Source organism: Sphingobacterium humi (genome assembly GCF_009768885.1).
Lineage (GTDB): Bacteria > Bacteroidota > Bacteroidia > Sphingobacteriales > Sphingobacteriaceae > Sphingobacterium > Sphingobacterium humi.
In genome coordinates, this window is sequence record NZ_WSQA01000002.1 from 59082 (window position 1) to 80373 (window position 21292).

At 38.1% G+C, this 21292-nt stretch carries 24 protein-coding genes and 1 tRNA gene; 19 read left to right on the forward strand and 6 right to left on the reverse strand.

Annotation, left to right across the window (positions count from 1 at the left end; all coding sequences use genetic code 11):
- The first annotated feature begins 143 nt into the window (after positions 1-143).
- Positions 144-857, forward strand: coding sequence for a LytR/AlgR family response regulator transcription factor (locus GQF63_RS02600; protein ID WP_212592447.1), 714 nt, complete (start codon positions 144-146; stop codon positions 855-857).
- A 34-nt stretch (positions 858-891) separates the two neighbouring features.
- Here GQF63_RS02600 and GQF63_RS02605 read toward each other — a convergent pair whose 3' ends face one another.
- Entirely contained in the window at positions 892-3072 is a 2181-nt protein-coding gene (locus GQF63_RS02605; RefSeq protein ID WP_160367561.1) for a tetratricopeptide repeat-containing sensor histidine kinase, read from the reverse strand.
- A 285-nt stretch (positions 3073-3357) separates the two neighbouring features.
- Here GQF63_RS02605 and GQF63_RS02610 point away from each other — a divergent pair, with 285 nt between their 5' ends.
- The 13 genes from GQF63_RS02610 to GQF63_RS02670 all read left to right on the forward strand — a co-directional run bounded on the left by GQF63_RS02610 (position 3358) and on the right by GQF63_RS02670 (position 13040).
- Positions 3358-4116 carry a hypothetical protein gene (locus tag GQF63_RS02610; protein ID WP_160367562.1) on the forward strand — a complete coding sequence of 253 codons (759 nt, stop codon included), beginning with the start codon at positions 3358-3360 and terminating at the stop codon, positions 4114-4116.
- 48 nt (positions 4117-4164) lie between these two features.
- Positions 4165-4752 (forward strand): hypothetical protein, encoded by a 588-nt coding sequence (locus GQF63_RS02615; RefSeq protein WP_160367563.1) that lies wholly within the window; start codon positions 4165-4167, stop codon positions 4750-4752.
- A 33-nt stretch (positions 4753-4785) separates the two neighbouring features.
- Entirely contained in the window at positions 4786-5817 is a 1032-nt protein-coding gene (locus GQF63_RS02620; RefSeq protein WP_160367564.1) for a hypothetical protein, read from the forward strand.
- Positions 5818-5819: 2 nt separating this feature from the next.
- Entirely contained in the window at positions 5820-6314 is a 495-nt protein-coding gene (locus GQF63_RS02625; protein ID WP_160367565.1) for a hypothetical protein, read from the forward strand.
- A 54-nt stretch (positions 6315-6368) separates the two neighbouring features.
- Positions 6369-7157: a hypothetical protein gene (locus GQF63_RS02630; RefSeq protein ID WP_160367566.1), complete on the forward strand. Its 789-nt coding sequence runs from the start codon at positions 6369-6371 to the stop codon at positions 7155-7157.
- A 74-nt stretch (positions 7158-7231) separates the two neighbouring features.
- Positions 7232-8020, forward strand: coding sequence for a hypothetical protein (locus GQF63_RS02635; protein ID WP_160367567.1), 789 nt, complete (start codon positions 7232-7234; stop codon positions 8018-8020).
- Between the two features lie 6 nt (positions 8021-8026).
- Positions 8027-8824, forward strand: coding sequence for a hypothetical protein (locus tag GQF63_RS02640; RefSeq protein ID WP_160367568.1), 798 nt, complete (start codon positions 8027-8029; stop codon positions 8822-8824).
- Between the two features lie 45 nt (positions 8825-8869).
- The gene (locus GQF63_RS02645; RefSeq protein ID WP_160367569.1) at positions 8870-9694 is read left to right on the forward strand and encodes a hypothetical protein; all 825 of its coding nucleotides are present in this window, start codon (positions 8870-8872) and stop codon (positions 9692-9694) included.
- Positions 9695-9726: 32 nt separating this feature from the next.
- Positions 9727-10596, forward strand: a complete 870-nt coding sequence (locus GQF63_RS02650) for a hypothetical protein (RefSeq protein WP_160367570.1) — start codon at positions 9727-9729, stop codon at positions 10594-10596.
- Positions 10596-11126 (forward strand): lipocalin family protein, encoded by a 531-nt coding sequence (locus tag GQF63_RS02655; protein ID WP_160367571.1) that lies wholly within the window; start codon positions 10596-10598, stop codon positions 11124-11126. Before GQF63_RS02650 ends, GQF63_RS02655 begins: the two co-directional genes overlap by 1 nt.
- A gap of 75 nt (positions 11127-11201) precedes the next feature.
- On the forward strand, positions 11202-11897 hold the full coding sequence (locus GQF63_RS02660; RefSeq protein ID WP_160367572.1) for a hypothetical protein: 696 nt from the start codon (positions 11202-11204) through the stop codon (positions 11895-11897).
- Positions 11898-11899: 2 nt separating this feature from the next.
- A complete protein-coding gene (locus GQF63_RS02665; protein WP_160367573.1) occupies positions 11900-12445 on the forward strand; it encodes a hypothetical protein in 546 nt (181 codons plus the stop codon).
- Positions 12446-12677: 232 nt separating this feature from the next.
- Positions 12678-13040 (forward strand): NINE protein, encoded by a 363-nt coding sequence (locus GQF63_RS02670; RefSeq protein ID WP_160367574.1) that lies wholly within the window; start codon positions 12678-12680, stop codon positions 13038-13040.
- Between the two features lie 293 nt (positions 13041-13333).
- Here GQF63_RS02670 and GQF63_RS19565 read toward each other — a convergent pair whose 3' ends face one another.
- The 3 genes from GQF63_RS19565 to GQF63_RS02680 all read right to left on the reverse strand — a co-directional run bounded on the left by GQF63_RS19565 (position 13334) and on the right by GQF63_RS02680 (position 14833).
- On the reverse strand, positions 13334-13774 hold the full coding sequence (locus tag GQF63_RS19565) for a hypothetical protein (protein ID WP_170292223.1): 441 nt from the start codon (positions 13772-13774) through the stop codon (positions 13334-13336).
- A 22-nt stretch (positions 13775-13796) separates the two neighbouring features.
- Positions 13797-14387, reverse strand: a complete 591-nt coding sequence (locus tag GQF63_RS02675) for a hypothetical protein (protein ID WP_160367575.1) — start codon at positions 14385-14387, stop codon at positions 13797-13799.
- Between the two features lie 358 nt (positions 14388-14745).
- Positions 14746-14833: transfer RNA gene (locus GQF63_RS02680), tRNA-Ser, on the reverse strand.
- A gap of 105 nt (positions 14834-14938) precedes the next feature.
- Here GQF63_RS02680 and GQF63_RS02685 point away from each other — a divergent pair.
- The 4 genes from GQF63_RS02685 to coaA all read left to right on the forward strand — a co-directional run bounded on the left by GQF63_RS02685 (position 14939) and on the right by coaA (position 17882).
- Positions 14939-16003, forward strand: a complete 1065-nt coding sequence (locus GQF63_RS02685) for a patatin-like phospholipase family protein (RefSeq protein ID WP_160367576.1) — start codon at positions 14939-14941, stop codon at positions 16001-16003.
- A 92-nt stretch (positions 16004-16095) separates the two neighbouring features.
- Positions 16096-16464: a methylglyoxal synthase gene (locus tag GQF63_RS02690; protein ID WP_160367577.1), complete on the forward strand. Its 369-nt coding sequence runs from the start codon at positions 16096-16098 to the stop codon at positions 16462-16464.
- Positions 16465-16474: 10 nt separating this feature from the next.
- Positions 16475-16885 (forward strand): OsmC family protein, encoded by a 411-nt coding sequence (locus GQF63_RS02695; protein WP_160367578.1) that lies wholly within the window; start codon positions 16475-16477, stop codon positions 16883-16885.
- A gap of 52 nt (positions 16886-16937) precedes the next feature.
- A complete protein-coding gene (gene coaA / locus GQF63_RS02700; protein WP_160367579.1) occupies positions 16938-17882 on the forward strand; it encodes a type I pantothenate kinase in 945 nt (314 codons plus the stop codon).
- Here coaA and GQF63_RS02705 read toward each other — a convergent pair.
- Positions 17869-18804: a mechanosensitive ion channel family protein gene (locus tag GQF63_RS02705; RefSeq protein WP_160367580.1), complete on the reverse strand. Its 936-nt coding sequence runs from the start codon at positions 18802-18804 to the stop codon at positions 17869-17871. The two genes, coaA and GQF63_RS02705, sit on opposite strands and share 14 nt — an antisense overlap.
- Before the next feature lie 135 nt (positions 18805-18939).
- Between GQF63_RS02705 and GQF63_RS02710 the strand changes: the two genes are divergently transcribed.
- The gene (locus GQF63_RS02710) at positions 18940-19893 is read left to right on the forward strand and encodes an acetyl-CoA carboxylase carboxyltransferase subunit alpha (protein ID WP_160367860.1); all 954 of its coding nucleotides are present in this window, start codon (positions 18940-18942) and stop codon (positions 19891-19893) included.
- A 27-nt stretch (positions 19894-19920) separates the two neighbouring features.
- On the opposite strand, the gene GQF63_RS02715 is transcribed toward GQF63_RS02710, so the two are convergent.
- Complete coding sequence (locus GQF63_RS02715) at positions 19921-21255, reverse strand: PDZ domain-containing protein (protein ID WP_160367581.1); 1335 nt, start codon at positions 21253-21255, stop codon at positions 19921-19923.
- Between the last annotated feature and the right edge of the window lie 37 nt (positions 21256-21292).

Here is a 21292-nt window from a genome sequence, read left to right on the forward strand (position 1 = left end):
ATTTATCGTTTCCCTTATTCATTATACACATTCAATCATTTTATAGGACAGCACACTCAATTTAATATTTTTGAAGTGTATTTTACCGTATTTTTGAAGAAATACTTTTCATTCGGAATTTGTATTAACAAATAATTTTCACAATGATTATAAAGGCAATAATATTAGACGATGAAGAAAAGGGAACTTCTCTTTTAAACCATAAGCTTGCAAATTTTTCAGACAAATTAGAGGTTGTAGCCATTTTCAATGATCCCAAAAAAGCTTTGACTATTATTAAAAATTTAGATATTGATGTTCTTTTTCTGGATATTGAGATGCCCAAAATCAACGGCTTTCAATTTTTGGAGCTCTTGGGGCAATTTAATTTTGAGGTTATTTTCGTAACTGCTTACGATGCCTATGTACTGGATGCTCTTCGCAACGATGCGTTGGATTACCTGATGAAGCCTGTTGATCCCGAAGAATTGGAAGCAGCCATCAACAAGCTTGAAGAAAAAGTCAGCAAAAAAGCTAACATACAGCAAAACAACAAGAAAGACAGCGGGAGACTGTCTTTAGCTACCGCCGAAGGAATTTATTACATCAAAAAAAGCGATATTATCACCGTTGAAGCCATGAGCAATTACAGTGTTTTCCATGTCGTTTCTGGAAATAAGATTATTGTTTCGAAAACGCTGAAAGAATATGAAACGATACTTTCAGAAGACTGTTTTTTTAGGGTGAACCGCAGTGCGATTGTCAATTTGGAATATGTTGTAAAATTCCGAAAAGGCGATGTTTTGGAACTTGCAAATGGTGCAGAAATTGAAGTTTCTTCTACAAAAAAAGCAATGCTACTTGAAAAACTGGCGTAAACTTTCGCATTCTAATATTCCGTAACGTTTAATCCTACTTTCTTTCTTCAATTTTTGGTAGACGCAGCAAAGAAATACAACCTTTTTCCCCTAAAGTGGCACGGTCAATAATTTCAAACGAGGCTTGCGTATCAGGATAATCGCTATTCAGAATCTCGATGCGATCTTTTATAGAGGACAGTCCAAATGATTTATTTTTGTATCCCGGTGTTTTCACTTTAGCGTTGCCCAATCCTGCTCCGTTATCTATCACTTTTATTTCGATGTGCTTGTCGGTTTCTGTTGCCGTAACAAGTAAAGATGCTCCCAGCTCCCGTTCGTATCGCAAACCGTGAAGTATAGCATTTTCTATGAGGGGCTGTAACATCATTGGAGGAATGAGATACTGGCGTAGATCCAGTCCTTTTTCGACCTCAAAGCGGTAATCGAAATGTTTGCCAAAACGAATATGCTCAATATCGGTGTAGATTTTGTTGACCTTCCATTCGCTTTCCAGTGTAGAAAGCGGCTGTGTCGAGTTTTCCAAGATCATACGGCTTAGCTTTGCAAATTTTTGTACCAGTGAACGCGCCTTTTCGGGTTCGCTCTCTACAATATATGCCTCTATAGAATTAAGAACATTAAAAATAAAATGCGGATTCATCTGCGAACGAATAGCTTTCAGCTCGCTTTCTGTTACCTTATTTTTTTGAAGTAGTTCTTCAGCTTCTTTTTCTTTCAATTTATTTTCTGTTTTCAGCTGTTGCAAACGGTTTTTATTCCACCAAAGAAAAAACAGCAATCCGGCAACGAGTATTCCAATGAATCCGTACAGCCAGAATTGTTTTAGCTTAAGTGTGGCCAATTCATTCTCTTGTTGCAGACTTTTATTCTTATTCTCTGCCAATGCTTTTTCCTGAGTAGTTATTTTTAGTTTTTGGGTGTTTTCAGCGTTTTGCAATTTTTGGTTTTCCAGTTCGGCTGATTGTAATTTTTGTTCTTGCTGCGTTTTGGCTAATTCGTTTTGATTAAGCTCATTCAACAAGAGTTGTTGCTGCAAATTCAGGTTATGTACAATTTGCTGGTGCTTGTATTGCTCTTCTTTTTTATCAAAATCATACTGCATTTGCAATCGTGTCAGCTTTCGGGTATTATCCTGATTAGATATGCTATCTGTCAACAGTTTGCTGATTTGATAATATTTTTGTGCGTTATCTGGTTGATGCAGGTAATTGTAAATTTTCATGAGCTGGTCGGCACTTTCTTTCTGCACGTCGATAGATTTCACCTCTTTCCCTGTAGAATAAGCTTCTGATGCCAGTTTTTCTGCTTCGCGGTAGTTCTTGGTTTTGAAATAAAAATCTGACAAACCTATTTTACTAACCGCTTGACTTTTTGTGTTTTTAGTTTCTGTCGTTACCTCGTACGCTTTGCTGAAATAATAAAAGGCAGAATCGTTTTCGTTCAGATTGTTGTACCCGCTACCCAGATTGTTGTATATCTGCGAGAGCAATGTTTTATTCGCTTCAACCCCATTTTGCGCCAATGCTTTGTGCAGAAGTTCGTTCGATTTTTTGTAGTTCTTTTGTTTCTCATAAACCAGTGCCAGATTATTATAGTTTGTAGCCAAAACGTTTGCCATAGCCGGTATTTTGCTATAAAAGCGAATGTTATCTTCCAGATGATGTTTTGCAAGATCAAAATCATTCATTTGCAAATAAATAGCAACAAGATTATTTTTTATCAAATGGATTGTTGGTTCATCTTTAAGCGATTCTGCGATTTTCAGCCCCTGATTTTGTGTTTCTAATGCTTCGGGTAGTTTAGATTGCATAATCTGCGCATTGCCTTTTGTTGCCAGAATACGGGGCATTTGCGAACGTACATTGTATTTTTTTGCCAGTTCATAAGCCTTTTGTGCCACTTTTTCTGCTTCTACAAATTTTCCTTGATAGAATAACGACGCCCCCTTTAGACGTGAAAGACTTACTACCGTGACGTTATCCTTTTTGCGTTGGGCTATCCCTATCAACTGATCTATTCTGGAAGTGGCTCCGGCAGGATCGGCAAGTATATTTTTCTCCAATGCCGAAATCAGTTCGCTGCTGGATGTAGAAGATGTCTTTTGTGATGTATAATTATTTATTAGCGCATCAAGGTTATTTTCCTGAGCCAAGGCAGACAAGGAAAGACTACTGAATGCAATAATAAGAATAAGCTTATAAAAAGATGGCATTGGCTAAATGTTTATGTTTCAGGTAAAAATAGTAAATATTCAATATATAATCTAAATCTTCCCTTGTTGAACACGATTACTCACTCATTCAGTTTTGCGCTTTACTCATTTGGACAAATTTGCTTTGATTTTCTTGTTTCATTTGTCATATAATATGAATTGAAAATGGAGAATGGAGCGTTGAAAAGAATAATAACATCGAAATTCTAATTTGCGATTTTATGCTATTTTCTGATTGCTCGTTTTTCTATTTTTCAAAGATTTTTTAACGATAAAAGTGAAGTTATGAAAAAAAGTAGAATCTATTCTTTGCTGTTGCTGATGAGCTTCTTAATGTTGCTTTCAAATTGCTCAAGTGATGATAATAATCCAGAACCTGAAATCCCGGCAAACAACGACGTAAAAACCAAAGCAGGCTCAACCAACGGCGCCCCTTACAAGGTTTTCTATCAGGAAGCCAATCAGACCAACACCCGTAAAGGTATTATCATCCTTGCCGTAGGCGATGGTGGCAATGAAAACGATGCCACGCTGAATGCCCAATGTACAGCTTTGGCAGATAAAGGGTATGTGGCAATTACCACTACATACAGAACCAATTCGGAATATTATGCAGGGTTCAAAGAAGATATGGAACAGATTATTACCAAAGAAACTGCAGCTTTTGGTATTGCAAGAAATAAAGTGGTGCTTGGCGGATTGTCACGAGGAGGAAATCGCCTGCACGGTGCTGTTCTTCCTGCAAACCCACAGAATAACAGCTATCCCATAGAAGGTATAAAAGGGGTTATTCTCGAATGTGCCGGTGGCGATTATTGGAAAGGCAGAGGCATACTTTATCCTGTACTGTTCATGAATAACAAAGTGGATAATGCGGTACAAACTACTGATGCCGAAACTTTTGTAAATGGTTTGCAGCAGAATGTTAATCCTGGGGTAAAGGATAAAAGCAAAACGCTTATCGTTCCCGGATCAGGACATTGCACAAACGCTAATCAATACAAAGATTTTATAGTGAACAATATAGACAACTTATTCAATTGAAAATGGCTAAAAGAAAAAAAAATAATTAACATTTAAAATAGAAATAATATGAACAGAATAATCAAACTTATAATGCTTGCAGGAATAGCAGCAAACGTTACATCTTGTTCCAGTGTACAACAGGCAGCACGTACAGTAAACAATTCAGGTATCTTGAATATGCCTACATCGTCTGGTACAGCAAAAAAAATGGGTAGTCTTGGTACAGGCGTAAGCAATGCTCAAAAAATCACAATGGGTACCTACTACATTATCAACGTGGGCAATCAAAAAGCATTGACAAATCCCAAAAAAGAAAAATTTACAAAGCTTAGATTGGAAGATTTTGATGGTAGCGATTTGCAAAAATGGGAGGTCATCCAATCTAAAAACGGTACCATTCAATTCAAACAGTTTGATACACCTAACTGGTTCGTTTACTTTTCTAATTCAAAATGGCTAAGTGTAAACAGCGATGGTGCAGAAAATTTTACGTTGAAACCAGCAGATGGTACAGCGAATAGATTCCATTTTGTAACCAGTACCTATGGCGGAAAAGTATTGATCTGGGACGGCGATCCTAACTATAACGGAACTCAAACAGCTGTACTACAAAACAATAAATTCGACCAATGGGAACTGGTTCCTGCGAGATAATATATTCAAGAATAAGTTAAAGAAATGAATATTATGAAAAATCTAACAAAACTTACATTCGCAATTTTCGCATTTATGCTGTTGTTTATAGCGTGTAGTAAAGACGATGATGATGGTAAAAACAAGCCTTCATCTGCCGAAATAGATATTTACATCAGTGGTAATGGAAGAAATTATTGGAAAAACGGACAAGAATTTTTTGTTCCTCATATGCCACAATACCAAGGCGACAATTCAACTTCTGCCATAATGAATATGTTTGTTAATGGTAATGATGTACATTTTGTAGGAGTTTTATCAGCCGTAAGTTGGACTGCAATTTATTGGAAAAATAATAACCCAATTAGACTAGAAGAGTACGGGAATAATTCATTTCAATCAAGAGCCGAAGGAATTTATGCAAAAGGAAATGATTTATATGTATGTGGATGGTCATATTTACAGGGCGAAAAACGACGTGCTAAATATTGGAAAAACGGCATTGCCACAGTTTTAACAGATGGCACAAAAGAAGCTTGGGTTACTTCTATCCTTGCAGAAGGAGACGATGTTTATGTTACGGGTTATGAGGATTATAAAGCGGTGTATTGGAAAAATAATGTGAAACATGAATTACCAGAGGGTAACAATGCAGAACAAATTATAATCCATAATGGAGATGTATATATATTGGGATTGGGTTATGTTGATATAAATGCTAACAATGGTCCTAAAAAAATTATTGTTTGGAAAAATGGTGTAGCAAATATAGTTGATGAAGGGAGATATAATGTTACAGGTATGTTTATAGATAACAATGATATTTATATCTCGGGCGAAGAATCTACAAATAGCAATAGTAACAACTATGTTAGAAGTGCTATTTATTGGAAAAATGGACAAAAAACAGTGTTAACAACCAATACAGAAGCAAGAACCTCTGGTATTGCAGTTAATAATGAAGATGTATATGTATCGGGAACAGAAGGAGACAAGCCCGTTTATTGGAAAAATAGAGAACGAGTAGATTTGAATTTTACTGGAGATTATGCATCAACTACAGCAATTCAAATAGTAAATAAATAGTTATGAAAAATCTAACAAAACTAACATTCGCACTTTTCGCATTTATGCTGTTGATTACAGCGTGCAGCAAAGATGATGATGATGTGCAAAACAATAATATAAAAGAAGAGCAATTACATGGCAAATGGATAGTAAATGCAATTGACGGAAAACTATTTGTAAAGGTTGGAAATATCCCCGAAACGGAAGTTCCGCTAATGTCTTTTTGGGGCAGTAAAATTTTCTATTTTGAAAACAACAACCGCTTAAGCGTTTTAGAAAACCAAACCGAAATTTTAGATTTTGGTCCCTATCAAATCAATGGCAGCAATCTTACCGTTGCCAACGGACCAGGTGTTTTAAAAATTGCTTTGTTAGGAAATAGCGAAATGACACTCACCAACAAACAAGACGATTATTACAAAATGATGGCTTTTTATAACAATCAAACCGAAGATGAAGTCCGCCAAATGTATCGTGTGGAAGGCGATATTGTATTTCGCCTAAAGAAACAGTGAAATTAGTTGACAACCCATAATTGATCATTACAGCTTTAAATTAAATCTATTATTATGAAAAACCTAACAAAACTAACATTCGCAATCTTCGCATTTACGCTGTTGTTTACAGCGTGTAGCAGTAGCGACGATGACTCACCGCAACCGGAACAAGTTGCCAAGGAAATCACGGCAGAAGAATTATCGGACTACATCATTATTGAAGAATATAAACCCAAAGCATCAGCGTCTGCCGCAAGTGGAGACAAGCCGATATTAGTAACTACGTACATAGCATATACAAATCAGTATATGCTAAGAATGGCAGAAGCCTGGAGCCGTTATGAGTACACTTTACAAACAACTTATGATGTAAGTACCGGCATTACCTCTGTGGAAACGTACTTCGGATATTATGATTTGACCCGAGACGCATCAGGGCAAATTTTGGTCATAAAATCACGACATAATAACGATAGCCAATATTCTATAACCAAAAGTTTTGATTCGCAATACCTACAATTGGTGAAGAAAACACAATCCATCTACGACAACACAACTTACAAAAATCTGACAGGTAGTGGCTATTATCGTTTTAAGAGAGGTGATAACACATGGCGCTATAAAGAAAATGGCGTACCCACTGAGATAGAATTAACCTGGTCATATTCGCAAGCCAATAATCATATTTGGTATGGACAAGACGGAGGAACAGCAAAGTATAAAAATCTTTTTATCGCACTTCCTAAAGGCAACGGCTGGAAAGGCAACCACAAAGACAAAGATTTATTGCTGATCAACACGGTTGAAAAAGATCATTATAAAGCCGTTGGCGATATCGGTATTTATGAGGTGAATAATTAATCAATTGACAGTGGACAATGGAGAATGGACAATTCATTGTCAACTGTCAATTATCAATTATCAATTCAAGAAATATGAAAAATCTAACAAAACTTACATTCGCGTTAATCGCGTTTACGCTGTTATTTACAGCGTGTAGCAGTAGCGACGACGACACACCGCAACCGGAACAAGTTGCCAAAGAAATCACGGTAGAAGAACTGCAAAATTATATGATTGTCGATGAGTTTTTATCCAAGCCCGAATATCAAAATCAACTTGGAACGAAACCATACCTATTCGCGACCTATATTACAGAAGACAACAATGACGGCAAACTTTATGCCTTTAGTGAAGGTTGGTTTGCCTCTGTTGCTTACAATCTGGAAGAAGACGGAGCAATTACATACGATGCCACAACCGGCATTACCACGCTCAAAACCAAATGGGGCTATTATGAATTGACCAGAGATGCTAATGAGCAGATTATCGTAAAAGGAAATCACCACGACCCCAACAATCCTTATACCTATTGGTTTACATCAAACTATACGCAATTGGTCAAAACAGATGGAACGGTTTACGAAAACTCTACTTACAAAGCCGTAGAAAATCTTACAGGTTTTTATCGGTTCTCTATTGATTTTTGGCGATACAAACAAGATGCCGTACCTAATGATGGAGATTTAACATGGTCTTACTATCTAAATCACAGAAATGTTTGGACAGGGCAAGACGGCGGAACAGAACAGCTATACAATGTTTTTATCGCCATACCCAAAGGTAACGGTTGGAAAGGAAACCACAAAGACAAGGATATTCTATTAGTAAACACCGGCAAAACAATGACCATAGGAGATGTGGTTTTGTGCGAGAAAATGTAAAATCAATTGAAAAATCTAACAAAACTAACATTCGCAATATTAGCTTTTATGTTGCTGTTTACAGCGTGTAGTAAAGACGAGGACGACAACACACCACAAGTTGTCAAGGAAATCACAGCAGAAGAATTATTGGAATATATTATTATAGAAGAATATGTACCAAAAGCATCAGCGCCTGCCGAATTTGGAGATAAGCCGATATTAACAACTACAGCCATAAAAAAAGAAATAGATATAGACAAGTTTTTTACAACAGTGACAACTCCCTATGGTCCTCATGCAGTAAATTTCTTACAAACAATTTATGATGCAAATACGGGTATCACTTCTTTGGAAACAAAATTCGGATATTATGATTTGACCCGAGACGCATCCGGGCAAATCGTGCTCTTAAAATCACGACACAATGACAATAGCAACCTGTATATAAGTAGTCATTTTGACTCGCAATATCTACAATTGGTGAAGAGAACGCTATCGATCTACGACGATGCAACTTATAAAAAAATATCAGGTAACGGGTATTATCGTTTTTATAGCGATGAACGCAAATGGCGTTATAAAGCAAATGCCCAACCTGTCTATGGAGAATTAACGTGGTATTACGAGAAACTCAATAATAATATTTGGTATGGTCAAGACGGTGGAACGGAAAAATATAATAATCTTTTTATCATCATACCCAAAGGCAACGGCTGGAAAGGGCAACACAAAGACAAAGATTTGTTGCTTATCAGCACGATGCATAAAGATTATTATAAAGCCATTGGTGATATCGGTATGTACGAAGTGTATGATAATTAAAAAAAAAGGATGAACTATGATTTGTAAGATTAAAAGATGAACAGGATGTGGAAAGGAAAAAAAATCAAAGTAATCACAGAAATCAAAGGAATCAAGGTTCAGACAAATAACACATTAAAAAAGAAAAAAATGAAAAATCTAACAAAACTCACATTCACAATCGTCGCATTTATGCTGTTGTTTACAGCGTGTAGCAAAGATGATGACGACAATTCACTTACCAAAGACAAAAAACTAGCAAGTCTTGTATCTCCTCCTAATGATCAAGCTGAACAGTCGGTGATTAACTACCAGTACGATGACCAAGAGCGTTTAATAGAAATTGCACAAGAAAACCCTTATTTGGTTTTTTTTACATTTACTTATATGCCCGATGGCAGGGTAGAAAAAATAAAAGCATTAACGGACCTACAAAGTCAATTATATACTGATTATACCTTTTTTTATGAAAACGAAAGTAAAATTCCCAACCGAATGAGATATAGTGGCGCAGTACCTACCTATACTACCGATGTTGTGAATATAGATAATACCTTGTTTTGGAACAATGGAAATGCCGATGAATTTGTACTTGAAGGAGTAAATGCTGCTGAAAATACATTTCAAAGTTTGGTAATAGACAATACGACATATACGCTGCATTTTACTAACCAATTAAAAAATGGTTTAGCTACACAAGGGGCTCTTAACATTCCGCTGGCCATGACAAAAGATTACACAGGACTTTTAGTTTATTTTGGATTGCAATTAAACTCGCATCCGATTACACGGTTAGAAACTTCTGGCGGAGGGCTAAATAATTGGCAATACGAAACGGATGCCGCAAGTTACATTACAAAATTAGGAGGGATAGAATACCGTTACCAATAAATATTTATGAACTTTTAATAAAGAACAAGACAATGAAGACATTTAACACCATATTAAGCACTTTGTGTCTATTGGCTTTTCAAACTGTTTCAGCACAGGTTGTAAATGTACAAGAAGCTATCAAAAATGCACCCAAAGAAGTGCCCGATAAAGTCGGTTTTGTAAAAAAGGAGAACGGCAAAACTATATCCAGCAAAACGATTACGTATTCCTATGACAAAGAAGGACGGCTGACCGAAATCAAATCAAACACAGATGATTATACCTTTAAATACAGCTATGCCGATAATAATGTCAGTCGCGTGATTGTATCTTTTAGAAACAACGATTATGTGCAGGCAGATTTTACGTACAACAACAAAGGAGCTATGACCAAAGTAGAGCGGTCAGGTCAAGAAAAAACGGTCTTAAATCTTAAAGACAAAAACGATACACGGCAAACATACAGTTGGACAGATAATAAAGGGCGATACCACGAACTTTACATGGACAACAAAAAAAACAGCCATTACACCATTGTAGAACACCGCATAGGCAAAGATGCTTTTAAGTTTTCGTATGACAAATCCGGAACCAATGGATTGGAAAATCTTCCTGTTCCCATCATGCTTGCAACCTATATGGCAATGGAATACTATAATACCGACTTTTACAGCAGCGGTTTTCTGCAATGTATCATGTCTAAACCTTTAAAAAGTATTACAGACCCTCGTGAAAATGGCAAATTGTACACCTACAATAGCAACAACGGTCTGTACAAATACTTAAAGAATACCAGTGTCAAGAACGGTACTTTTCTGAATACTTGGAGTTTCAGCTATAGAAAGCCAGCGTCCGAACTGAAAGTTGACCCGAAAGTGTTGGAAAATAAGAAAGTAGATAAAATAAAAATAGGGAAATAATGAATAAATATATCATCATTGGTTTAGCGTTATCGCTATTATCTTGTGGCGAAAACCAAAAAACAGAACAATCAAACACGGAAAACAATCCGGCAACAGAACAGGTCGCCAAAACGATTGAAGAAACTACTAAAGAAGCTGACATCAATGGTAAATGGCAGATTACAAAAGTTTCCGGCGGACCGGTAAAAATCTACCCATCAGGCAAAAGTAATCCGGGAATGGAAATTGATTTTAACCCAATATGGAAAGGAGGAACCTATGAATTTACCAATGGCATTTGCTTTTTGACACTTCCAAACACGCCACAAGACCAAATCGGCGGTTACAAGATAAAAGGAAATACCATTATCTTTGACAATGCCGAGGGCGAAGAACAGCAGATGACATTCACATTAGAGAGCAACACGATGACCCTCACAATAGATTCGCAAGTCTATCAAAAGCTCATCGCGCAGAAAAGCAACGGACAGGTAGAAATGGACATCAGCAGTCCGCTTGTTTTTCATTTGAAAAAGCAAATTAATTGAAAATGGAAAGTTGAAAATTGAAAGTGATATTTCTGCTTTCAACTTTCCCTTTTCAACTTTAAACTAAATATGCTTATGAAAACATTATTTTTTCTAATAACGGCACTATCATTCAAAACTGTAATGGCACAAGAAAAAGGAATACCATCTTGTTTTCAGCAAAAGATTGCCGAAAGCAAGGATTATCTGGGATTGTATCTTGCCGAAATCGAGGGCGATACCTTGTATCATCTCAAAACACCGCCATTGCCGGGAGCCGACAGAATTAACGTTGCTGTTTTTTACTACAAAGATTGTAATCAGGCAAACAGTTCGGCTTCGGGAGGTATCACCGGAAGACCCAAAGGCTACAAACCATATAAAATCATCAAAACTTTGTGGGAAAAAGAGATTTTCCCGATGAAAAGCCTGTCACAAACCAAGCAAAAGTTTGAACATCTCAACAGCTACAATCTCGTTTCACCATTCAAATTTGCAGACCATCAGACGTTTTATTTTTCGTTTAAAGACGGTTTGCAATTGATTAATAAAGGAAAAATTACAAAAACCTACAAAATCATTCCGCAAAAACTGGTACATTACAGTTCGCATAGCGGTAGTGATGAGCCTACCGAAAATATACCTGCCAATGCCTGGTTGTTTACATACAATGAAGGTTATTGGTTGCTTGTGGCTTCAGATAGAGGATACTTTAATTTATTTGAGACCGATAAAGAAGGGAATAGAATCAATAATAGAGCATGGACCTCCTTAGCACATTTAGAAAAATAAATATGGTAAGAAAAACAGTAGCAGCAGGTCTCTTATTTTTAATTTTTGCCTGTACAGAACAAGAAAAAAGGAATGCAAAATCAGAAGTTGCCGACACAGAAACTACAACACAAAATGATGATATTGCAAATGAAGCACGAGAATGGCTTGTGAAAAATAGCACTAACTATTTTGCGACAGAAGAACTCGGCTCGCTTGATAGTTTTATGCAAAAAATGACAACAGCAGAATACTACGAATACAAAACCGATGCTACCAACGTAGATTTGGAGATAGATGGGAGCCTGACCGAAACACAGTTTCACGAAAAATGGAAAAATAAATTCGACACATCGAAAGCAGGTATAGGCACAGGTTTTCTGATTTCCGGGCAAGACTGGGATAAAATAGAATTCGAAAAATGTGACCTTATTTCTACGACAGAAAAAGGATTTTTGTTTGATGTTATCTTAAAAGACGAAACATTTCAGTCAAAATGTCCAAGTAAAATACTGGTTGTACATTTAGGTGATGGTTACAAGATAGCAGATGTAATCGGCGAACATTGAATCTCATAATCTATGAGGTATGTTCTTATACTGTGATTCTTTTATTATATAATTTGTATATTTGCTACGAGCTAACGGAAACACATTGAAAAGCAAAGCAATAAGCACCGTTACCAAATCGTTACCTGACTTTTTTGATAATCTTTATAAAAGCTTAGTATTCAACCAATACAGCTTTTTCCTGAAAACTTTAAAATAAATTACTAAATTGGCTCAACCAAATAATCTGATTATGAAAAGCAGGTCAACAGCAGTTATTTTAGCACTATTGTTAGGAGGAATTGGAATTCATAGATTTTACTTAGGAGAAACCTGGATTGGATTATTCTATTTATTATTTTGTTGGACATTCATCCCTTTATTTTTCTCAATTATTGACTTTTTTTGTTTCTTATTTATGAGCGACCTCAATTTTAATAGAAGGTATAATTTTACAAGAATCAAGGTTGGATATTATTCAGAAGCAGAGCTTGATAACAACTATGAAGATAATTCGAAGGTTTTATCTTCAGAAATTGAAAAACTCCATCAGTTAAAAGAAAAAGGAATTCTCTCGGAGTCAGAGTTTCAAAAAGCAAAAAGCAAATTGCTTTAATTTTTTTAAAATGTAGTAATATATTTTTTAACTTAAAATATTCTTTAAATCCTTATCAATTTCCATTTTTTCAATAATTACAAAAATTCTTAAGGCTCTTTCTTCCTGATTTAGCATTTAATCCATATTCTTAGATAAACTTTTCCATAACTTATTGTCTATGGTTCCAATATCTACAAATTCTCTACTAATTTATGAGCCTGATCGTTTTGAAAACACATTTGCCCTACTTTGATTTTTGCTTTGTATCATAATTGAAAACAATTGGTTCTAATAAAGCTTTGGGTGCCCTCTTATCGTCTTCGAGGAGCACTTCTAGTATGTGGTCTAACATAAGTTCCATTCTTACGATAATACCCTTTTACATGAACAGTACCGCCAGAAGCAGGGGCAGTATATGTTCTTATTGGTTCATTTTTTAAGGAGTCTTGAAGGATAACTGAACCAGAAGAATTTCGATAATCAGATTTGTTGTAAGCCTTAAAAGAAGGTCTATATACATACCCTACTTTACCTTTATAGTTAACTTTTCTAAAGCCTTTACTAGATTTGTCTAAAATCATATAAATAGGCTCGCCAGACTTTACTAAATCTATGCTGTTAGAGTTTAAGTCATTTTTAAAATAAATATTAGCATCTTCGGTTATAGTAACCGTATAATAGTTTTCAGTGGTATGAACCCTACATGATGATATCAATAAGATTACCCATAGAAATAAAAAATACTTTCTCATAATAATAGGTTTATATGTTAATTTAATTACTAAAAGATAGCTCTATAAACATAAGCAACTGATTCATAGCACTATTGTAACTTTCCTCTAATGCTCTTCTGGATGTGGAATGCCCCCAGAGGTTGTCTTTAGAAACTATAGACGTTAATTCTTTAGATTCCTTAGTTCCATTATCAATAGTTTCACAGTTTAAAGATGTCAATGCATTCCATTTTCCACTTGGAAAAACCATAGTGCTTAAACTCCCTCCAACACTTCCAATACCTGTACTTATTTCAGTTCCGAATCCAGCATGATACGAAACTATTGATATTCTAATTAACCTATGGGTCGCATTATTGTATGTGCTGTCTAAAATTAAAAAATTACTTTTTGGGAAGGATCTAGCAACGGAACTTTCAATGAAACTCTTTATCTCTTTGAAATCAGTATTGGTAACAATCTTTTTTGGTTTTATGGACCTATCTACCACATATAAATAAACAGTATCACCTAAGTTAACATCCTCTCTAATTGAGAACACTGCATCAGGAGGTCTCCACTGGTATATTTTCTTTTGTTCGAAAGAATCAAACACGCTGATAAAAAACACAATTGACAGTAAAAATTTCATAATATTGGCTTAATTCTTATTTACCGTTTCACACTGACATACACGCTTCATATCGGCTAACAAGGTTGTAATCCTCATCCTGTAACTTTAAATGTATGCAATCATCTTCAATCTTAACGAATTCCTTTATAATTATTCCGTTTATTGTCTGAAACACATAAACTTTACCCTACCCCTCAAGCCACCTATCGATATCTTCAATTTCGTAATTTTTATATATAGTCTTTTAAACTGCAAACTTATGTAAACAATTAGGGTGCTAGCAAAACATTAATATTATTAGCAAATTAGGTATAGGCAAAATGGCTTTAAATAGAAAAGGAGCTTATTTTGTGAAATAAACCCCTTTTTTCTTTTGCGGAGAGGGAGGGATTCGAACCCTCGATACAGTCATCCCGTATACAGACTTTCCAGGTCTGCTCATTCGACCACTCTGACACCTCTCCTGAGAATGTGGGTGCAAATATATAATTTTTCGTAACTTCATCCTCATTAAAAATGAAAATAATTTCATATAAATTATAACTCCCTCATTTTAAGCATTGGGCAGCATGAAAAGAATTCTATCAATTGACGGAGGTGGCATCCGTGGCATTATCCCCGGGATGGTTTTAGTCGCGTTAGAGGAAAAAATAAGACGCCAAAGCCAAAATCAAAACTGTTATCTATCCGATTATTTCGAATTCTTCGCAGGCACCAGTACCGGCGGTATCCTCATCGCCTTACTCCTGTGCCCCGACCCGGAGAACAACAACAGACCCAAATATTCCGCGCAGCAGGCCTTGGATATCTACCTGCACCATGGCACCGAAATATTCACCACCAGTAGCTGGCGCAGGTTCCTCAGTGAGTTTGGACTGCTTTCCGAGCTCTACGACGAAACGATTTTAGAAAAGGTACTCCAAGGTTACCTCGGCGATTTAAAGCTCAGCCAGCTCATAAAACCATGCTTGATGACCGCCTATAACATCGAGCTCCGTAAAAACCACCTTTTCCGACAGCAAAAAGCTATTTCACATGGCCCATCGCGCGATTTCCTAGTTCGGGATGTTTGCCGAGCTACCACAGCAGCGCCCACCTATTTTTCTGTGGCGCAGATTTTCTCCCTGGCCGGAACGAGGTATCCCCTACTCGATGGCGGCGTATTTGCGCACAATCCTTCGATATGTGCCCTGCTGGAAGTGCTCAAAACCTTCCAAACCTTCAATATCGAAGATGTACATATCCTGTCCTTAGGAACCGGATTGGCCAAGAACGCGTACAACTACGACGATTTCAAAAAGAAAAAAGCCATATCCATAGGTCCCGCCTTGGTGGATATCATGTCTAGCGGCTCCTCCGAGTCCAACGATTACTTCCTGCGCCAATTATTCCGATCGGTGAAAAAGCAGGCCAATTACATCCGCTTAGAGCCCGCCAACCTCTCCTCCATCGAGCCATCCCTCGATGCAGCCTCGCCGGGAAATATCCAAAAGCTCGTTTCCCTGGCCGATAAGTTAATCAGCGAAAACGAGGAACTCCTCGATGCCCTCGCTATGGATTTAATTCGCGATAAAAACAAACGCGAGGAAAAAAAGGAAAACTCCGTATGGCAATACCTGAAGGAAAAATTATAAGGAGGCATAATTTCCGTCTAGCTTTTCCATCCTCTTAATATTTTTATTAACTTACGATTGTATATTAATCATACGAACACAAGCTATTATTTATGGCAAAAACAATTGCATTAATTGCACACGACGGTAAAAAAGCAGAAATGGTGGCCTTTGTAAAAGACCATCAAGATGAATTAGCAAAAGCACACCTGGTAGCCACCGGAACCACAGGCTCCTATATTCAACAAACCGGATTAGACGTCGAGCTTAAGCTCAGCGGACCCAAAGGAGGTGATGCCCAAATTGCCGCCATGGCCGCCGAAGGAAAAATATCAGGCATTATTTTCTTCCGCGATCCGCTAGGCAAACATCCGCACGAACCCGATATCCAAATGCTGATGCGCATCTGCGACCTATGGAACGTGCCCTTGGCCACCAACCCGGCAACAGGCACTTTGATTATTAAAGGATTATTAGAATAACAACATATCTATGGCGAACGAAGTTCAAGTCACAATTGAAGAAGAAAATTATATAACCAAAGTAGCCTACGGCGATCTTTCGATCCTGGCGGATGAACCCGAAGAACTCGGCGGACAAAACAAAGGCTTAACACCCAATCAACTCTTGCTGGCCTCGGTAGGCTCTTGTAAGGTCATTACCATGCGCATGTATGCCAACCGGAAGAATTGGGACGTAAAGAAAATCAATATCCAACTTAGCAGCGAATCGGTAAAGAGCGACCTACAACAAACGACCTATATTAAATGCCACATCTCTTTTGAGGGGAATTTGGATGAAGATCAGATTAAACGCCTCTATATCATTGCCGATAAATGTCCGATACAGAAAATATTGCAGAACCCCATCGTTATAGAAAGTAATGTAATTGATACAAATTAACTAGGAATTAACAGAAGATTGTATATTTGCGCTCACAAATACAGAAACGGTTATGCCTTTTATTAGCGAACATACCTTTACCAGTCCGTTCCAAAACTTTACGCGTGAAGAATGGAAAAGGTTAAATGGCCAGTTAAGCAATATGCTTACCGAGGAAGATCTTGGTAGTCTACATGCCCTAAACGAGCCCCTAACCATGGAAGAGATTGAGGATATCTATATCCCCTTGGCTCATCTATTGGATGTTCACATTAATGGCTTCCGAGATGTACATACAAAAAGCAATGCCTTCTTCCGTCGCAATAACCGAAAACTACCTTTTATCATCGGTATTGCAGGTTCCGTAGCTGTAGGAAAAAGTACAACCGCACGCGTATTGCGCAAAGTCCTATCCCTATTGCCCAATAAACCGACCGTAGAGCTCGTAACGACCGACGGTTTTCTGTATCCTAATAAAGAGTTAATCCGTCGCGATATCTTAAACCGCAAAGGATTTCCCGAAAGCTATAACACCAAAGAGCTCTTGCAGTTCCTGTCGGACGTAAAATCCGGTAAATCATCCCTCACGGTTCCCATTTATTCCCATTTGGAATACGATGTATTACCGCAGGATAAAATTACCATTGCCCAACCCGATATCCTTATCGTGGAGGGCATCAATGTGTTGCAGGTCAATTCCAGAAAGAATGGGGTCTTCGTATCCGATTTCTTCGATTATTCCATCTATGTAGATGCCGATGAACGCAATATCGTAGCTTGGTATATCGATCGCTTCGAGTCTTTACGGGCCACGGCTTTCCAAAATGAAAAATCATACTTCCATCGCTATGCGAATATGGATGAAGAGGAAAGTATTGCGATGGCCACGCGGATCTGGAATGAAATCAACCGACCAAACCTCCACGAAAACATCCTGCCCACACGCTATCGTGCCGACCTGATCTTAAAGAAGGGATCGCATCATTTTGTAAAACGCGTAAAGGTTAGGAAGATTTAAGGTATTGCCTTTCAAACTTGAGTACCTCTCTCAATATTTCGTTTTCCAGCTTTTTATGCATGCGGTTGCTGTTGCTAATGGCGTGTAGATCAATTTTATAGCGAACAAAATCTTTCCCCACTTCCATAATCCGTAGCTGAAAGTCTTCCGGATCATTACTCAAATTAGGATGGGTGGTTAAGCTTACACGCAAGGTTTCTTCCAGTTCCTCCACATGTAGGGAAGCCTGCAAGGGCAATTCAAAACGAACCGTAAACAAGGAGGATTGATGCGCCGAGAGGTTCATAAAAGTAGCCGTAAACACCAAATTGTTCGGCACCATAATAATATCATCTTCCTCATCTTGTAACACCAAGTTGGCAAAGGTAATATCCACGATGCGCCCACGATGCTCACCTACTTTAATCCGATCACCCACATTCAATTGTTCCGAGAACATAATAATAAGGCCGGAAATCATGTTGGTAATATAATCCCGAAACAGCACCGCAATGGCCATCGCCACAATGGTTAAGCTGGTAATAAAATCTTTCGGGTTGATGCCAAAGGCAATCATAATGGCAATAATAGCAAAAACCGCATTCAGCACTGCTGTTAATCGACTGACCCCAATCACGAAGTTTCCGCGAATCAAACGCTGTTTATGGCGGGCGTTATAAATCGTGACCACGAAGAAACGAATCATCGATAGGATAATGCTGGGGATTAAAAAGGTAAACAAACCTTCAAAAATCTGAGGCCTTAAGGTTGAACTCTGGATCAATTCCACATGGTTATTCTTGATGTAAAACAAGCCAATAACCAGCAATACTTTTATTAAAAAGATATAGGGGAATTTTAATTTGCTATCCGTAGCCTTTGCAATCATGCTGTTGAAGTTATCAATTTTTAACAATTGCACAAAACCCCAGCTTAGCATCATCCTGTATACCCCTCATTATCAATAACAAAATATAATTCAAAGCTAGCCCCGACCACGAGCAGACAATTTAGGTTTTATATTTTCTTAAAAAACAATTAACTTAGCTTCGCCTATGAAGGCAGCAAATAGTTTATGATGGAAACAACATTTGATTTTGAAAAGCCGATCGCTGACTTGCAAACTCAAATCGAAAAGGTGAAACAAGTAGAAGAAAAAACCAAAGTAGATATGGGCGCAACAATCCGCGAACTGGAAGAAAAACTAGAACAAACCAAGGTTGAGGTGTACAATAACATGACAGGCTGGCAAAAAGTACAGATGTCACGTCATCCGGATAGACCACAAACTTTTGACTATATCGACCTGATCTGTGACGATTTTATCGAATTACACGGCGACCGTACCGTAAAAGATGATAAAGCAATTGTGGGTGGCTTCGCCTCCATTAATGGCCAATCGGTTATGGTAATCGGTCATCAAAAAGGGAAAAACACCAAAGAACGCCAATTCCGTAACTTCGGAATGGCCAACCCGGAAGGCTATCGTAAAGCGTTACGCTTGATGAAAATGGCCGAGAAATTCAACAAACCTGTTGTTACGTTAATCGATACGATGGGTGCTTATCCAGGACTTGAAGCTGAGGAACGCGGACAAGGCGAAGCCATTGCGCGTAACTTGCTTGAAATGTCGGTATTGAAAGTCCCTGTTATTTGTATTGTTATTGGTGAAGGTGCTTCAGGTGGTGCATTGGGTATTGGTATTGGCGACCGGGTTTACATGTTACAAAACACCTGGTATTCGGTAATCTCCCCAGAATCTTGTTCTTCCATCCTTTGGAGAAGTTGGGACCATAAAGAACGTGCTGCTGAAGCCTTGAAGCTTACCGCAGAAGACATGTTAGGCAACGGCTTAATCGATGGTATTATTGAAGAGCCTATGGGTGGTGCACACCAAGACCCAGAAACAACTGCATTAAATGTAAAAGCGAAGATATTGGCCGACTTGGCCATCCTTGGCGCAAAAGATAAAGAGACCTTAGTGGCCGAACGCATCGATAAGTTCAGTAACATGGGTGTTGTTTACGAATAATAGAAACCGGGAATTATCCCGGTTTTTTTATGTCCGATAAGGAATCGGATCTCTTAATCGAAACTCCAATTGTAAAGGGACGCCATCGCGCTCCAAATGAAGTTTTATTAAATCCCCATCCTTATGTTGAAGCTTATCTAAAATCCCCTTCAACTTCATCTGCCGCAAATTCCGACCGTTCAGTTTCAATAAGACATCGCCCTTTTTCACCCCGGCAATTTCTGCCGGAGAATTTCGCCGAACACCCGCCACCACATAGCGCGGAAGGAGCTGAAATTTATAGCTGTAGCTTTTTTCCTGCCACACTTCAATGCCGGCATTCGGATCGTTTTTAGGTTGCTGACTGATATTGGTGGGCACCAACAGCTGCTCCCACACCAAACCATCATGCTTCAAATCCATCCCACTCATGTTAAACTGAAAGGGTTTCCCAAAACTGCGGTTTGGTTTAAGGTATATTTCCTCGGTCACGTAATTAAAAAGTACATGAAAATGCCGCATCACCTGATTGCCAATGGATCCGATGCGATCTTCCGCTAAGCGTGCCGCATGCACCGCATTGGAATCTGGATAAGAAACAATAGGTTGATTTATTTGAAAGCCCGCCCAATTCAAACCGGCAATTCGATTACGCTTGCCAAAGATCTCCCCATTAAATCCCCGACCTATAAACTCGTAAACACTAGGCTCACGAACGGTAAAAGAATCGATTCGAAAGGGAAATAATAGCAATCCATCGGAATTCCCTAGGTCAATCAGCATTTTCGCGGGCAGGCTCCGATTTTTATCGAGTTGAATCTCGACTTCAGTATAGGGCCGGTCGCGCTCGATGCTAATGGGGATCTGCCGGAAGCGACGCGTAAGCTTTTTAGGATAATCGATGGGATCATGAAGTAGGATTCTCGTTTTCTCGTAATCGATCTGTACCATAAAATCCTGAAAGAATCGACTGCCCAAGATACCGTTTACTGGCATCCCGATATGGCTGGAAATATCGAGCTCATCGCCATCAATCACATAGAGGTTATGAATGGAGTCGCGCAGGTTGTCATCAATTACCAAATCATTGCCAATGGCCATCACGCCTTCTACCCCATCCTCAATACCTATGCCCGAGAATTTTACCCTATGCACATTCGATAAGGGCACCGAGTCCTGCGGGCTGGCAAACAAAATGGTTTCCTTCACACCGGTATCCAACAGAAAAGCTAAAGGAACACCATTGACCTTTACCGGGATAATGATCACATTCCCCATCAACTCAAACCGAATCTCATGTTTCTTCCCCTTCCAATAAAAATTAGATTGCCCCACAGCTGAAAAGCTGAGGAAACACAGGCAGATGAGCACGGTTAGTTTCATATCATAGGCTTATGATATAAATTTACCGAAAAAAAAT